Annotated in this window: 3 protein-coding genes; all 3 read right to left on the reverse strand. The window is 66.8% G+C overall.

Annotation, left to right across the window (positions count from 1 at the left end):
• Positions 1-82: 82 nt before the first annotated feature.
• From O0881_RS06715 to O0881_RS06725, 3 genes are read right to left on the reverse strand one after another with little or no spacing between them, the layout of a single operon-like run.
• Positions 83-1,177 (reverse strand): OmpA family protein, encoded by a 1,095-nt coding sequence (locus O0881_RS06715; protein ID WP_289910677.1) that lies wholly within the window; start codon positions 1,175-1,177, stop codon positions 83-85.
• 8 nt (positions 1,178-1,185) lie between these two features.
• Positions 1,186-4,491: a hypothetical protein gene (locus O0881_RS06720; RefSeq protein ID WP_289910678.1), complete on the reverse strand. Its 3,306-nt coding sequence runs from the start codon at positions 4,489-4,491 to the stop codon at positions 1,186-1,188.
• A 52-nt stretch (positions 4,492-4,543) separates the two neighbouring features.
• A complete protein-coding gene (locus tag O0881_RS06725) occupies positions 4,544-16,186 on the reverse strand; it encodes a hypothetical protein (RefSeq protein ID WP_289910679.1) in 11,643 nt (3,880 codons plus the stop codon).
• Positions 16,187-16,299 lie beyond the last annotated feature (113 nt).

Raw genomic sequence — 16,299 nt, forward strand, 5'->3', positions numbered from 1 at the left:
GAACGTAGTGATTTGCGCACCGCATGCTGTGTGCCAACAAAAGCATCATAACAGCGGCATATGACCGCCTTATGACGTAGCGCTAAGGTGTGCTGCCCTCCTTTGCAGAACTCTTGATACCCGTCAACTCGATCTCCACGCGGCGGTTCGGCTGCAGACAGGCGATCAGGGCCGCGCCCGGCGCCACCTTCTCGCAGGCGGCGACGGGTTCCGCCTTGCCCTTGCCATACGCGCTGATGACATTGGCGATGCCTTGTTCGCGCAGCAACTGTTTCACCGTCAAGGCGCGCCGCTCGGACAAGGCCTGGTTATAGCTGTCCGAGCCCAGGCGGTCCGTGTGCCCCGTCACGGACAGCGTATCGATCTGCACATAACCCTGCTTCAGGCGCGCCGCCAGGTCGCGGATCTTCTCGATGCCCTGCGGCAGCACGTCCGCCGCGCCCGCCTTGTCGAAGCGGAACAGGGCGTCCATGTCCAGGGTGATGCGTTCATGCTCGATACGCGGCGGCAAGATGTCCGGCGGCGTTACCCGCTTCGGCTGCTCGGCAGGACAGGATGCCGCGGCGGACTGGGCGGCCGCCTGCGCATCCTCGGCCAGTTGCACGTACGGGTTCGCGTGGCGCCAGCCCTGCTGCTTGTATTCATTGCCCGCATGCGCCAGCTCCACTTCGCCGCACGCCACCTTTTGCGCGGCGCAGGCAAAGCCGGGCGAGGCACGCAGCTTGCTGAAGCCGGCCCACAGGTCGTCGCGCAAGCGCGTGGCGTCGTTCACCAGCGGCGTCGCATCGCCGGGATTGGGCGTGCTGCCGTCTTCCAGCGCGGCAACAATCTTCGCCGATTCCTGCAGCGCCTGCAGGGGAAAGGCCGAGCGGTCGTTGCGCGTGTATTCGTGGAATGATACGTCGAGCCAGCATTGCGCCTTGGACAGGTAATAGTCGCCCACGCGCACGCCGCCGTCGTTGAGTTTCTTGATGCGCTCCTGCAGCAGCCGGTACGCCTGCTGGTCGGCAGAAACGGCCTGGTCGCTGATGCGCAGCTGGGGCATGGCCAGCGGCGCCGCCGGCAGGGTCGGCGTGGCCGCCTGGGCCAGGCCCATGGCCAACAGGCCGGCCAGCGGCAGCAGTTTCATCGTCGTGGTCATCATCGGTGTCATCGTCGGTATCAGTGAGGAAGTCATGGTAGCTTTCATGGCCGGGCCAGGGTACGGTTGATGGTGGCGTCTTTGCCTTTGAACAAGTTTTCATCGAATTTGAAGCGCAGGCGCAAATAGGGGCCGCGGGCCGTGTAGTCGGCGCCCGTCAGGTCGCGGTCGGAAAAGCCCGACCAGTTGTGGCCGGCCGACAGCCACAGGTTTTGCGCCAGCAGATAGCCCACTTCGACGCCGTTGGCCCACTGGCGGCTGCCCCCTTGCGGGCTGCCCATCACGGCCGCCAGCACGCCGATGTCCCAGTTCTTGCTGATGTCGTACACGGTGCGCCCGGAAAACAGCCACGCCGTGTACTTCTCTTGCCCGGCGGGCAGGTTCTTGTCGTTATTGTGCTTGGCGGCAACCCTGCCCGTGAACCACCAGGGACGGCTGGGGTGGTAATCGAGGTGCGTGGAAACGATATGCGCGCGGTAATTGTCGCCATCGATCTGCGACTGGTCGCGCACCGTCTTGTACTCATAGCGGGCCAGGCCGTTGAAACGGTTGTCGTCGACGGGACGCCACGCAAAGCCCAGTTGCGCCCGGTCCTGCAGCACGTTGCCCACGGGCGCGCCGCTGGCGTCGTCGTTGTTGCGCGTGTACAGCAGATAGTTGCGTGCAAGCAAAGTCCAGTCGCGGCTCAGCTTGCGCGCCCAGGCGATGGTATTGAGCCATTGATCCTGGCGCTGGTTGCCCGGCGCGATGTCGCTGTCGAACAGGCGCCGGTACTCGAGCTTGACGGAACCGCGCCACAGGGGATGGACGGCATAGTCGAAGCCTGCCGCCACGGCCACGGCTTGCTGTTGCTGGCCGTTCATGACTTTCAGGTATTCCACATTCGTGTTCGCCGCCAGCCCTTCGCCCAGGTTCCACGTGTTGCGCAAGCCGGACGCCAGCTGCAAGTCGCGCTGGTTGCTGAGGCTGTAATCCATGGCGTCGCGCATGCGGTACTCGCCGAACACGCTGCCGCCCGGCATGTAGCCCGTATCCGCGCCGGCGACAAAGCTGGTGCTGCGGTCGGCCGGATTGAGCGAGTACGCGGACGCCAGCCCCGTCTGGTTTTCATAGCGCGCATACAGCCGGCTGCGTTCGGCCAGCTGGTATTGCGCACCCAGGCCGTAGCGGTGCTGGTCCGCGTCGGCTATGCTTTTTTCCACGTCGCCATTCAGGGTCCAGCGGTCCGTGGCCTTGTATTGCGCGCCCAGGCGCACGGTGGTGGCATCCAGCGGCACCGTCGCGCCCGCGCCCACGCCGGGGTTGATCGGCGCAAACGTGGTGATGCTGCCGCCCGTGACGGGGTCGATGGCCGTGTTCGCCGTGCCGTTGCCGAAGAAGCCGCCCGTGGGATTCAAGCCCGTGCCCAGCGGCGACGTGTTCGGCGCGATGCCGGCCGTCGACGGCATGCCGCCGCTCTCCTTCATGTGCTGCACGGACACGTCGAGCAGCCAGCGTTCGCTGGCATTCCACGCCACGCCCAGGCGCTGCGCATCGCGGCGGGCATCCGTGCTGCGCTCGTCGCTGCGGATGGCCTCGCCATACACGGTAACGGCGGGACTGAGCTTGTAGCCCGCTTTCAGCCCCGCCTCGCCCCGCCCGCCCGTGATGCCGGCCGCCGTGTTATTGAAATCCTGGTCGGAACGGCTCCAGAAGGCTTTCGCTTCCAGCTTCTCATCCTTGTGCTGCAACTCGACCCGCGCCGCATTGCCGCTGACTTCATCGCGCAACTCGCCCGCCTGGCCCGACGGCGTCGTGTAGATGCTGCCGCCCGCGCTGTAGCTGGTGGACGTGGTGCGCGCCACCTCGACCACCAGCAGGCTGTGCTCGCCGAGGCGCACACCCGCGTTGACACTATGCAATTTGTACGGCGACAAGGGATTCCTGTCTTCCACGGCCGAGCCGCCGAGCGACACCATCTTGCCCAGCTGTACTTGCCCATCCACGCCCACGGTCCAGAATTTCTCGCCGCCCTGGTCCACCTCATAGCTGATGCGGATCGATTGCGGGTCGCCATTCGGCGTCAGCGCGGGAATCGCCTGCTTGAACAGGATGCGCCCGCTGAACGGCTCGAAGCTGTAATCCTCGAAGCGGCGCAGCGGCGTCACTTGCACGATATTGCCGTTCTGATTCTTGTCGCGCACGACGATCTCGATCTTTTCCGAGTTTTCGATGGCGTTGTTGTTGCGCACGGCGAACGGCCCCGACGTGCCGTTCGCCCGGTACTCTTCCACCACCTGCTTCAGGCTATCGTTGATGGCGAAGGCATTCGCGACGATGCCATCCTGCTCATAGTGGCCGCGGCCGCCCGTGGCCGTGCGGTTGTACTGGCCCAGTTTTCTCTGCTGCAAGTTCGCCACGGCGCCGCCGCCCGTCATCTGGCTGAAGCCGTCTCCCGTGGCAAAGTCGCCGTACAGCACATAGCTTTTTTGCCGGTCGATGCGCACATATAAACGGTCGCTGGAGCGGGCGTCGAAGTTGCGCACGGAACTGTCACCGTACACGGGATAAAACTCTTCCGGATTGACATCGCGCAAGAGGCGCGCGCGCGTATCCTTGTCCGAATCGTAGGCGGCCGTCAGCAAGGCGTCGCCTCGGATGGTTCCCTTCAAAAACATCGCCGCGCGGCCCGCCACGTTGGCCTTGCCATTATTAAAAGCGCGGCTCCAGCGCTGGATGTCGCGCTCGAAACCGTCATTGAAGCGCGACGGCGAAATGTCGCTGCTCGACAGGCTGCGCTTGCTGATGATGCCGTCGATCAAGCCCACGGCCAGCATGTCGCGCAATTCCGGCAAGAAACTGATCGTGCCCTGCGCCGCCACACTGCCGGCCGACACGCGCAGCAACACGTCCTGCGGCGTGGCGGGAGCCAGCAGGCTGAACGTCGCCACGCCGTTTTCCACCGCCAGCTGCGTGCCGGGAGTGACCTTGTCTGCGTCGCGCCGCTCCGGACCCAGTTCATCGGTGCGGGCGCCGGGCAGCAGGATGCGACCGCCGCTGGCTTCGATGGTCAGCAAAGCCTTGCCCGCCAGGGGCTGGCCCTGCTCGTCAAACAGGCTCACCGTCACCTTGACGGGACTCTGGCCATCGGCCGGCACGCCGTTCCCGTCCGTCTCGACGGCGATGCGCGCCACGCCCCGGTTGATGGCGTAATCGGTGGCGCCCACCTTGCCGGCAAGGAAGGATGGCGCCGCCACGGCGGAGCCTGCCGCGCTGTCCGGCAAGGGCAGTTGCGCCAGGCTGGCCGCCGGCAAGGCCAGCAGGGCCAGCGCGGCCGCCATGCGCCGGGGCGCGGGGAGAGTTCTCTTCATGGCTTGTTTCTCTTTAGCAGCATTGGCAAGCGGCAAGTAAGGTGACAGGGGCTTATTGCGCATGGCTGCCTCCTGCGGCTGGCACGGCGGCAGGTACGCGCGGTGCGACGACAGGCTGGTTGGCGCTGTCCGTTGCCTGGGCCGGCGCGGCGGCCGGCTGGCTGCTGAAACTCAAGCCCCCGCCCTTGCCGCCCTCCCTTTCCACGCTGCGCACCTCGCCCTGCGCCCGGCGCGCCTTGACTTGCTCGAGCACGGGATTCGAGCACGAACCTTCGATGAAGTCGGCGCGCAGCAGCTCGCCGTTCTTGGTATCGAGGAACAGGCTGTGCGGATCGCCCAGGTTGCGGTTCGACGCTTCCATCATGCGGCTGGCGCGCGGCAAGGTCGCACCGTCGACCTTGATGACATGGCTGTTCGGCGTGATGCCGCAATAGCTGTACTTGCCTTCCACGTCCGTGGTGAAGTTCGTGCCATCCTCCATGTACAGCCGCACGCCCGGGATGCCCAGTTCCTCGCCATCCTGCACGTGGTTGTTGTTACAGTCCACAAACACCTTGCCGGCGATGCAGGCATCCGTCGTGAACACGCCGCCCGTCACCTTCACTTTCGCGCGCGCCTCGTTCGAGGGCGGGCCGTTGGTGGTCGTTGCCTGGGCGCGGTTGATGCCGTCGCCCTGCAGCGAACCGACGCCCACGCGCAGGCGGTAGCGGAAGCTGGCGCTGGCGTTCGGGGCCAGCGATTCCAGCTTGAAGCTCAGCTGGGGACCCGGCTTGCCGGAAGGATCGGGCTGCAGCACATTGTTGCGCGTGGTGGTGCCGTCGATGTAGCGGAAGCCGGCCGGCAGTTTATCGAGCACGCTGACGCCGAACGCCGTCGCCAGGCCCGTGTTCTTCACCTCGATCGTGTATTGCAGGCTGTCGCCGATCTCGGCCTGCGTCTTGTTGACACTCTTGCTTATCAACAACATCGGCTTGTCCTTCGTGTTGAACACGACGGGCGTAAAGCTGGGCGGCGTGGCGCCTGGCGTGGCCGGCAGCAGCAAGGTGTCGGCCGAACTGGCCAGGGCCAGCACGCTGGCCGGCGCCACCGGCGTGCTGATCCCGCCGGCGCCGCTGTAGCTGTGGCCGATGTTGCGCCCGCTCCCATCCGTGCCCAGCATGGTGCTCGCATATACCTGGTTCAATTGCGGCACGGTGGGAATCGCCGCCACGCTGCCGAAGTCGACCAGCACCGTGAAGACGATGTTGCAGCTTTCCTGCGGCTGCAAGTCGCCCTGGCCGCTCAGCAAGCCAAACACGGTGACGCCGTTGAAGTCGGCATTCGCCGCGCAAGCCGTGGCGCCGGCGGGCCGCGCCGTGACGGCCAGGCTGCCCGGCTTGAAGGTGACGTTCGTGGCCGTGGGGAAGACGGCCTTCAGGTTTTCCGCCACCTGCACCATGGTCGAGGTCGGATAGCCGGCAGGATAGCGGTTGGCCGCCTGCACCGTGTAGCTGATCTCGAACTTGCTGGCATCGACCTGCTGCTGCGCCGACACGGCCTTGATGACATCGACCACTTGCCGCAGCAACACTACGGGCGTGGGCGTGTCTTCGCCCGTGAAGGCGACGCCGCCCACGGTATCCGACGCATTGCCGTTGCGGTTAGGATCGACCTTGTCCGCCAGCGCGGCCACCTCCGCCGCCGTGGCCACGGCGCCCGCATGGCTGCCGCCATTGTTGGACGCATCGAACACAAGGCTGCCCACGGGCGGCGTGTACGTGGGGTTGGCGGCGATCACGCCTGCCGCCGGGGCGGGCGGCACACTGATGGCGCCGCCTCCGTTGGCGACATTGCCGCCCAGCGCGCTGGCAAACACGCTGTTGTTGTACTGCGGCAAGGTCGTATCCTGCACCGTGATTTCCACGGTGAAAGTAATGACGCTCAACTCGCCCTCGCCCAAGGCCGCATCACCATTAAGCAAACGCAAGTCGCTGCCGCCGCAACCGCCCGTAAAGCCCGGATTGACGGCCAGCTGCCGGCTGCCGCCAATGGCGGGCGCGGCAGGCGGCGCGACGATGCGGCACGCGACCGGTTCGGGGAAGGCGGAGCGCAGGCTGTCGAGCGCCTGCACATTCTGCGCCGCGCCCTTGCCCACGTTGCGGATCACCACCGTGTACGGCACGTTGAAGACCTTGGCCGACAGCTGGGTCACCTTGCCCACGCCCAACGCCGCGCCGATGGCGGGATTCGCCACTTCCGTGACGGCCGTGCAATCGGATGCCTGCGCGCAACGCGGCAAGTCGGGACCTGTCGGCACGATGGTATTGCTCAGCGTGCCGCTGGTCGCCACTTTCGCACTCACCGTGACGGCGGCCACGGCGTTCGGCGCCAAGCCGGCCGGCACCGTGCAGACGAGTTTATTCGCCGCCAGCGGCGCGCACGTGGTCGGTGCGGCGGGCGTGACGACGATCTCCGCCAGGCTGGCGGCCAGGTCGTCCGTCAAGGTGATGGCCGCCGTGGTGGCGCCGCTGCCGCTGTTGGTGGCCGTGATGGTCCAGCTGACGGTGTCGCCGATGCTGGCATTGGCCTTGTCCGCCACTTTCTTGACCATCACGCTGGGGCTGGTGACGTTGGTGGTGGTCTGGCAATCGGCCGGAGACAAGCACAGCGGCGCATCGGGCCCGGACGGCACGACGCGGTTGAGCGCCGCGCCCGCCTGGGTGACGGTCGCCGACACTTCCACGCTGGCTTCGCCGCCATTGCCGATAAGGCCGGCAGGCACGCTGCAAGTGAGCACATTGCCGGCCACGGGCGCGCAAGTGGCGCGCACGGGCGTGAGCACCACGTTCGCCAGGCCGGCCGGCAAGGTGTCGACCAGGGTCATGACGGCGCGCGTGGGGCCGGTGCCCGTGTTGCTGGCCGTGATGGTCCACACGACGGTGTCGCCCACATTGGCGCTGGCGCGGTTGACGCTTTTCCGCACCGCTACCTTGGGTCCCGTCAGCACGACGCTCGATTCGCAGCTGTTCGCCTGCGCGCAAGCCGGATTGTCCGGTCCGCTCGGCATGACGCGGTTCGAAAGCACGCCTTCCAGCGTGCCCGTGGCCGTCACGCGCACGCTGCGCGTGCCATTGCCGATAGCCAATTGGCCAGCAGCAATGTTGCAGCTTTGCACGCTGTTCGCCACCCAGTTCGCCAGCGGCGGGCACGTCACGCCCGCATCCGCGTTGACCGCCAGCACCGTCAGGTTCGGCGGCAAGATGTCCGCCAGGGTCACCACGCCCAGGTTGGCCACGCCGCCGCTGTTGATGGCGGTAATGGTCCAGATGATGCTGTCGCCCACGTTGGCATTGCCGACGTTGGCCGTCTTGCTGACGCGAATCACGGGACCAGGCATGGTCACCGTGGCCGTGTTCGGCAAGTCGTACTGCACTTCCGTCGAGCTGGTGGCGATGATGCTGACGATGGTCGACACATTGCTGGCCGGCTGGATATACGACAGGCCAAAGCTGTGCAGTTCGTTGGCCGCCAGGCTGGCGGGTAAGCCCGTCACCGTCAGCATGCCGCTGACGGCGTCATAACTGCCGGCCGCGCCGTTCAGGGTCACGCCCATCAGGCCTTGCGCCAGTTTCAGGCTGTACGTCACGTTCTCGGCCGTGCCGGGACCCACGTTGCTGTAGCTGACGATGCCGTTGATCTGGTCGCCGGCGCTGGTGGTGCCAGGGAAACCGTTCAGGGTGGTGGTCACGTCGACCAGCAGCTTGATGGCCGTGGTGGTGGTGGTGCAGTCCGCCGCCTGTGCACAGACAGGATTGTCCGGGCCGCTTGGCAAGACCGTGTTCTGCAACACGCCGGCCGCGCTGGCCGTGGCCCGCAGCACCACTTGCGCCTGTCCGCCCGGCGCCAGGCCGGCCGTCACGCTGCACGTGACGATATTGCCCGCCACGGGCGCGCAGGTGGCCAGTTGCGTGGACAGCACTTGCACGCCGCTGACGCCCGCTGGCAGGTTGTCGGTCAGCACGATGGCGGACTTGGTCGCGCCCGTGCCGCCATTGCTGGCGGTGATGGTCCAGGTCAGCAAGTCGCCCACGCTGACACTGCTCTTGTCGACGCTCTTGCGCACCGTCACTTGCGGCGCGACGAGGGTCGTCGTGGCCTGGCAGGCGCTGGCCGTATCGCAGGCGGGATTGTCGCCACCGCTGGGCACGACGCGGTTCGACAGGCTGCCGCCCACCGAACCCCGGCCCGTGATGACGACCTTGCGGCTACCATTGCCGGCGGCCAATTGACCTGCCGCAATCGTGCATGACTGCACGCTGCCTGCCGTCCAGCTGGCGGCCGGCGGACAGCTCACGCCCCCATCGGGCGTCACGCCGAGCACGACGATATTGGCGGGCAGCACGTCGGCGATGACGACGGCGTTTTGATTCGGCAAGTTGCCCGTGTTCGTGGCCGTGATGCTCCAGGTCAGGATATCGCCGACGGCCGCGTTCACCTTGTCGACCGTCTTGCTGGCGCGAATCACGGGACCGGGCAAGTTCGTCGTCGCCGTATTCGGCAAGTCGTTGACGATTTCCGTGGAACTGGTCCCCACCACGCTGGTGATGCGCGAGCTGTTGCTGGCCGGCTGGGTGTAGAACAGGTTGAAACTGGCGCTCTGCCCCGCGATCAGGGTGGCTGGCAAGCCGCTCAGCACGTACAAGCCCGTGGCGCTGTTGTAGACGCCGCTGATGCCGGGCGCGCCGCTGACGGGGCTGAGCGATACGCCGCTCAGGCCCGCTTCCAGTTGCAGGCTGTAAGTCACCGTTTCCGCCACGCCCGGCCCCACGTTGGCAAACGTCACCACGCCGCGGATGGCGTCGCCCGCATTGCTGCTGGCGGGAAAACCGTTGAGGGTAGTGGTCACGTCGACCAGCAGTTTCGACACCACCGTGGTGGTCTGGCAATCGCCGGGCACGGCACAGACGGGATTGTCCGGCCCGCCCGGCAGCAGCGCATTGACGAGGCTGCCCGACAGGGTCGCCGTGGCGCTCAGCTTGACGGTGGCGGCGCTGCCGGCGGCCAGGCCGGCCGGCACGCTGCAGTTGACGACATTGCCCGCCGGCGCGGCGCAGGTGACGGGCGCCGTGGGCGTCACCAGCACGTTCGTCAGGCCCGCAGGCAGGGTATCGGCCAGGGTGGCGATGACCGTGCTCGGTCCCGTGCCGGTATTGCGCAAAGTCAAGGTCCACGTCAGTGTATCGCCCACGTTGGCCGCCGTCTTGTCGACCGTCTTGCTGGCGTGCAGCAGCGGCGAACTGACGGTGCTGGTGGTGCTGCAATCGCCCGCCTGCAGGCAGACGGGGTTATCCGTGCCGCTGGCGCTGACGCCATTCACCAGGCTGCCGGCGGCAGCGGCGCGCGCCGTCACTTGCAGCGTGGCATTGGCGCCGGCGGCCAGGCCGACCGGCACGCTGCACGTGAGCACATTGCCGGCCAGCGGCGCGCAGGTGACGGGCGCGGCGGGCGTGACGACGATATTCGCCAGGCCGGCCGGCAAGGTGTCGGTGAGGGTGACGACGGCCGTGCTGGCCCCCGTGCCGCTATTGGCCAGGGTGACCGTCCACGTCAGGCTGTCGCCGATATTCAGGGCCAGCTTGTCGACGCTCTTGCTCAGCGCCAGGCTGGGGCTGGTGATGGTGGTCTGCGTCTGGCAGCTGTTGGCCTGGAAGCAGGCTGGATTGTCAGGACCGCTCGGCATGACCTGGTTGGCCAGGTTGCCGCCCGCGCTGGCCTTGCCGGTCAGCACGATCTGGCGCTGGCCGTTGCCGGCCGCCAGCTGGCCGATGGCCACGCTGCAGCTCTGGCTGCTGTTGGCCACCCAGCTGGCCAGCGGCGGACAGGTGACGCCGCTGTCGGGCGCCACATTCGTCACGACGATATTGGCTGGCAGCAAGTCCGTCAGGATCACTGCGCCCTGGTTGGCCAGGCTGCCCGTGTTGCTGGCTGTAATCGTCCATATAATTTCCTCGCCGACATTCGCCACGGCCTTGTTGGCCGTCTTGCTGACGCGAATGATAGAGCCAGGCATGGTGACGGTGGCCACGTTGGGCTGGTCGTTCGGCACTTCCGTCGATGTCGTGGCGATACGGCTGACCACGGTCGACAGGTTGCTGGCCGGCTGGATGTAACTGAGCTGGAAGCTGAAGCCCTGCCCCGCCGCCAGGGTGGCCGGCACGCCGCTGAAGGTCACCAGGCCGGAGCCGCCGTTGTAGCTGCCTGTCACGCCGCCGAGATTGACGCCGGCCAGGCCGGGCGCCAGTTGCAGGCTGTACGTCACGCCTTCGGCCGGGCCGGGGCCGATATTGCTGAAATTGACGGTGCCCGCTATCGTGTCGCCCGCATGCGTGCTGCCGGGGAAACCGTTCAGGGTGGTGGTCACGTCGACCAGCAGTTTCACGGCCGTGCTGGTGGTGCTGCAATCGCCGGGCTGCGGGCAGGCAGGATTATCAAGACCGCTCGGCACTACCGTATTGACATAGGCGCCGGCCGCATTGGCCACGCCCTTGACGACGATATTGAGCGTGGCGCCCGCCGCCATGCCGGCGGGGATGGCACACACGAGCTGGTTGCCGTTCGGCACCGCGCACGTGGCGGGCGACGCGGGCAACACTTGCCACAGGGTCAGGTTGGCCGGCAAGGTGTCCGTCAGGGTGACGATGCCCATGGTCGCGCCCGTGCCCGTATTGGCCACGGCTATCGTCCACGTCAGCGCCTCGCCCACGTTGATATTGCTCTTGTCGACGGTTTTACGCACGGCCACTTGCGGGCTGAGGATGGTGGTGGTGGTCTGGCACGAAGCGGCCTGGGCGCAGGCGGGATTGTCTGGCCCGCTCGGCAGCACTTTATTGCCCAGGCTGCCTCCGGCCGTGCCCCTGGCCGTGATGGTGATGCTGCGGCTGCCATTCACGGCGGCCAGCTGGCCTGGCGCGACGGTACACGCTTGCGCGCTGTTGGCCAGCCAGCTGGCCAGCGGCGGACAGCTGACGCCCGCGCCCGGCGTGACGGACAGCACCGCCACGTTGGCGGGCAGGATATCGGTCAGGGTCAGCACGCCCAGGTTGGCCAGGCTGCCCGTATTCGTGGCCGTGATGGTCCAGGTAATCGTCTCGCCCACGTTGGCCGTCATCTTGTCGGCCAGTTTCGTCACGCGGATGATGGGGCCGGGTACGGTTGCCATGGCCGTGTTCGGCAAGTGGTTCGCCACTTCCACCGAGGTGGTGGCGATGGTCGACGTCACCATCGACAGGTTGTCGGCCGGCTGCGTGTAGCTGACGTTGAAACTGGTGCTCTGGCCATTCGCCAGGCCCACGGGCAAGCCGCTGAGGGTGACGACGCCCGTGGCGGGATTGTAGCTGCCAACGGCGCCCGTCAGGGTGACATTGCTCAAGCCGGGCGTCAGTTGCAGGGTGTACGTGACGCCTTCGGCCGGGCCCGGTCCCACGTTGGCGTAGGTGACGGTGCCGGAAATCATGTCGCCCGCCAGGGTATTCGGCGGGAAATTGTTCAGGGTGGTGGTGACGTCGACCAGCAGCTTGACCACCGTGGTGGTGGTGCCGCAATCGCCGGGCAGCACGCAGGCGGGAGTGTCGGGACCCGATGGCAGCACGCTGTTGACGGCGGCGCCAGCCACGGTGACCGTGGCGCTGACGACGATTTTCGCCGAGGCGCCGGGGGCCAGGCCGGCCGGCACGCTGCATGCGAGGTTCTGGCCCGCCACGGGCGCGCAGGTGGCGGGCGCCTGCGGGCTGACGACGACGTTCGACAGCCCGGCCGGCAAGGTGTCGGCCAAGGTGACGGCGCCCGTGCTGGCGCCCGTGCCGCTATTGCTCACCGTCAAGGTCCACGTGAGCGTGTCGCCCACGTTGATGCTGGCCTTGTCGACGGTTTTCTTCACGGCCACGTTCGGCCTGGTGACGGTGGTGGTGGTCTGGCAATCGCCCGGCGTGGCGCAGGCAGGATTGTCGACGCCGCCGGGCATGAGGCTGTTGGCCACCGTGCCGGCCGCATTCGCCACGGCCTTGATAGTCACCGTTGCCTGCATGCCGCTGGCCAGGCCAGGCGGCACCGTGCACGTCAGCGTGGTGCCGGCGGGCACGCCGCAACTGGCGGGCGCCACCGGCAGGATCTGCAGCGCGCCTACGTTGGCAGGCAAGGTATCGGTCAGGGTGATCGGGCCATTCGTGGGGCCGCTGCCGCTGTTGATGGCTTTCAGGGTCCACGTGATGGTGTCGCCGAGATTGACGGTGGTCCTGTCGACGCCTTTCGTCACGGCAACGCTGGGGCTGGTCACCGTGCTGGTGGTGGCGCAGGCGGCAGGCGTGGCGCAGGCCGGGTTGTCGGCGCCGGACGGCACGACGCTGTTGGCATACGTTCCCGCCGCCGCAGGCTGGGCCGTGACGGTGAAACCGGCCACGCCGCCATTCGCGGCCAGGCCGGCCGGCACCGTGCACGTGAGGGTATTACCCACCGGCGCGGCGCACGTGGCGCTGCCGACCAGCGCCACGTTCACGCCCGTCAGGTTGGCCGGCAAGGTGTCGGTGAGCGTGATGGGCGCGGTGCTCACGCCATCGCCGCTATTGGTCGCCGTGACGCTCCAGGTCAGGGTGGCGCCGATATTGATGCTGGCGTGGTCGACGGTTTTCGTCACCGCCACCTTGGGGCTGGTGATCGCAGTGACCGTACGGCAATTTTCCGCCGTGGCGCAGGATGGATTATCGGGGCCGGCCGGCATGATGCGGTTGGCCAGGCTGCCGCCCGCCGTCGCATGCGCCGTGATGGTGACGCTGCGGCTGCCGTTCAGGGCCGCCAGCTGGCCGGCGGCGATGGTGCACGTCTGGGTGCTCGACGCCACCCAGGCCGCCAGCGGCGGGCAGGTCACCCCGGGCACCGCCACCACGTTCGTCACCACCAGGTTGGGCGGCAGCAGATCGGCCAGGCTGACGACGCCCTGGTTGGCGATATTGCCCGTATTGCTGGCCGTGATCGTCCACGTGATGTTTTCACCCACGTTGGCCGTCAGCTTGTCGGCCACCTTGGTGACGCGCACGTTCGGCCCCGGCACCATCACGGTGGCCGTATTCGGCAAGTCGTTGGCCACTTCGACGGAGGTGGTGCCGATCACGCTGGTGACAAACGAGGTGTTCGTGGGCGGCTGCGTATAGCTGAGATTGAAGGTGACGCCCTGCCCGGCCGCCAGGTTCGGCGGCAGCCCCGACAGGACGATGAAACCCGTGCCCGCGTTGTACACACCCGTCACGCCGCCGACGGACACGCCCGTCAAGCCAGGCGGCAATTGCAGCGTGTATGTGACGTTTTCCGCCGCGCCCGGTCCCATGTTGCGGTAGGTAACCGTGCCGCTGATGGCATCGCCCGCATTCGTCGAGCCGGGAAAGCCGTTCAGGGTGGTGGTGACGTCCACCAGCGCCTTGCTGACCACGGTGGTGGTCTGGCAGGCGCCGGCCGTGGCGCAGCTGGCGCCATTGCCGCCGGACGGCGCCACGCTGTTGATGAAATTGCCGGCCGCCGTCGGCACGCCAGTGAGGCTGACCACGGCGCTGGCGCCCGGCGCCAGGCCGGCCGGCACGGTGCAGCTGAGCGTATTGCCGGCCAGCGGCGCGCAGGTGGCGGGCGCCGTGGGCGTGACGACGATGCCGGCCAGGTTGGCCGGCAAGGTATCGGTCAGGGTCAGGATGGCCGTGGTGGCGCCCGTGCCGGTATTGTTCGCCGTCAAGGTCCACTGCACCGTGTCACCGATGAAGGCGCTGGTCTTGTCGACGCTTTTTTGCACGCGCACGAGCGGGCTGACGATGCCCAGGCTGTCGCTGTCGACGTTGTTCGCGGGAATCGGGTCCAGCGTGCTCGCGCCGGCCGTGGTGGTGATCGTCAGGCTGCCGCTGGCGGGCAGGTTGAAGGTGGAACTGCAATTGATGCGCGAGCCGGGAATGAACGGCGACACGGGCGCGCTGCAGCTGGCCGTGGCGCCGGCGGGCAAGCCGCTCATCACGCAGGTGGGCGCGGCCGCGCTGTCGGGGCCGTTGTTCGTGCACACGCCCGTCACCGTCACGGGCGAACCGGCATTGTAGGGACCGGCCGGCACCGTCGTGACGGCTTGCATGTCCGCCTGCAGGCGGCGGTTGCTGATGGTACAGGTGACGGGCGCCTCGGGCATGGTGAAGTTGCCCGCGTTGGCCGCGCCGCTGGAAATGACGGCGGCCGTATCCGTGCGCACGCAGCTGTAGCTGCTCTGGTACTGGGCCAGCACGGTGGCCGTGCCCGCGGTTTCCGCAAACGTGACGAGGTTGCCCACGCGCACCACGGCGCTGGCCGTGGCGCCGTTGCCGCCCTGCACGCCGGCCGTGCCGTTGGCATTCATGATGAACAGGCCGCTGTCGCCGACCGGCGCCAGCACCTTGAGCACCGTCAAGGTATTCGTCCTGACCGTGGCCGTGGTGCTGCTGCTGTTGTTGCTCAGATCGCTATCCGTTTCGTTGGGCGAAACGGTCACATTGGCCGTATTCACGATGCTGGCGGCGTCGCCCGGCGTGGCCGTGATCGTCACCGTCAGGTAGGCACCCGCGGTAGGGTCGCTGACGGCGCCATTCACGGGCAGGTTGCCCATGGTAATGCTCACGTTGTTGCTGCCCGAACCCGAGGTTTTCGTGCCGCAGGAAGCGCTGCCGCTGGCGGCGCAGGTCCAGCTGACATTGCTCAGGCTGGCCGGCAGCACGTCGCTGAAGGTGGCGCCCGTGCTGAGGGCCGGGCCGCGGTTCCACACCTTCATGGTGTAGCTCAGGGGCTTGCCGACGGAAAACTGCGCCGGTCCCACCTTGCTGACGGCCAGGTCCGTCTTGCTATTGGTACAGTCGGCATAGGAACTGGCCAGGCCGGGATCGCGCAATTGCGCAGCGGGAATAATTTCCGTCACATTGTCAGGACGCGTCCAGCGCATGTGCAAATAATTGATGCCGCCCACGTTATTCCACAGGACGCGGGCCAGATAACAGCCGCCGGGCGTGGCGCTATTGAAATTGCCGGCCAAATTCTGGAAATCCGTTTCATTATTCGAATATTCGGCCACGCTGCCCACGGCCACGTTGTACACGGTATTGCGGTAATTGGTCGAATACTGGGTCGAGAAATCCACCTTCACATCGTCATCGTGCGCGACGCTGAATTTGTAATTGCCCGCCTGGGGAAACACCACCAGCGTGTACATCACGCGGCCCATGATCCAGGCCCGGCAGGCGGCCGACGTTTGCTGCGTATCGAAGTTGCATAACTGTCCGGGATTGGCGGTCGTGCCATTGGCCCAGTCCAGCTGCGCCGACGTCCCCGTGCGCGCCGCGTTGGTGGCGGGATTGGCGGCCAGCGCCGCCAGGCTGGCGAGCCGGCCCGTGCTGCCCGCGTTGAAACCGTTGTTGTAATTGGGCGCGGGCGGATTGGCCGGCACCCGCTCGATGCCGCGGTAATCCTCCCACAGCACCTGTGCGGCGGCGGGCGCGGCGGCGCCCAGCAGCAGGGAAGCGAGCGCCAGCGGCGCAACATGACACTTGGAAAGATGAGGCAGGCGGGCGCGGCCGACAAGCGCGGCCAGCATCCCCAGATAGCGCCCGGCGGACGAAAAAGCTGCGTGGCGGCCGGAACGGCCTGCCGTTTCCTGGTGTGTTTTGATCATGTTGTTCGCTAAGAAATGTACCGCTGCAAGATGCAGACAAATATAAAAATGACATTTATTTGTCATGATTATATGAACAAGTAACACTTCAAGCGTACGACAACAGTGGTTTT

Origin of the sequence: Janthinobacterium sp. SUN100, from assembly GCF_030397705.1 — a bacterium.
GTDB classification, from domain to species: Bacteria; Pseudomonadota; Gammaproteobacteria; order Burkholderiales; family Burkholderiaceae_D; genus Janthinobacterium; species Janthinobacterium kumbetense.

Excerpts from the sequence above, each read along its gene's own strand:
- O0881_RS06715 (WP_289910677.1), bottom strand. The coding sequence starts at position 1,177 with ATGACTTCCTCACTGATACCGACGATGACACCGATGATGACCACGACG.
- O0881_RS06720 (WP_289910678.1), bottom strand. The coding sequence starts at position 4,491 with ATGAAGAGAACTCTCCCCGCGCCCCGGCGCATGGCGGCCGCGCTGGCC.
- O0881_RS06725 (WP_289910679.1), bottom strand. The coding sequence starts at position 16,186 with ATGATCAAAACACACCAGGAAACGGCAGGCCGTTCCGGCCGCCACGCA.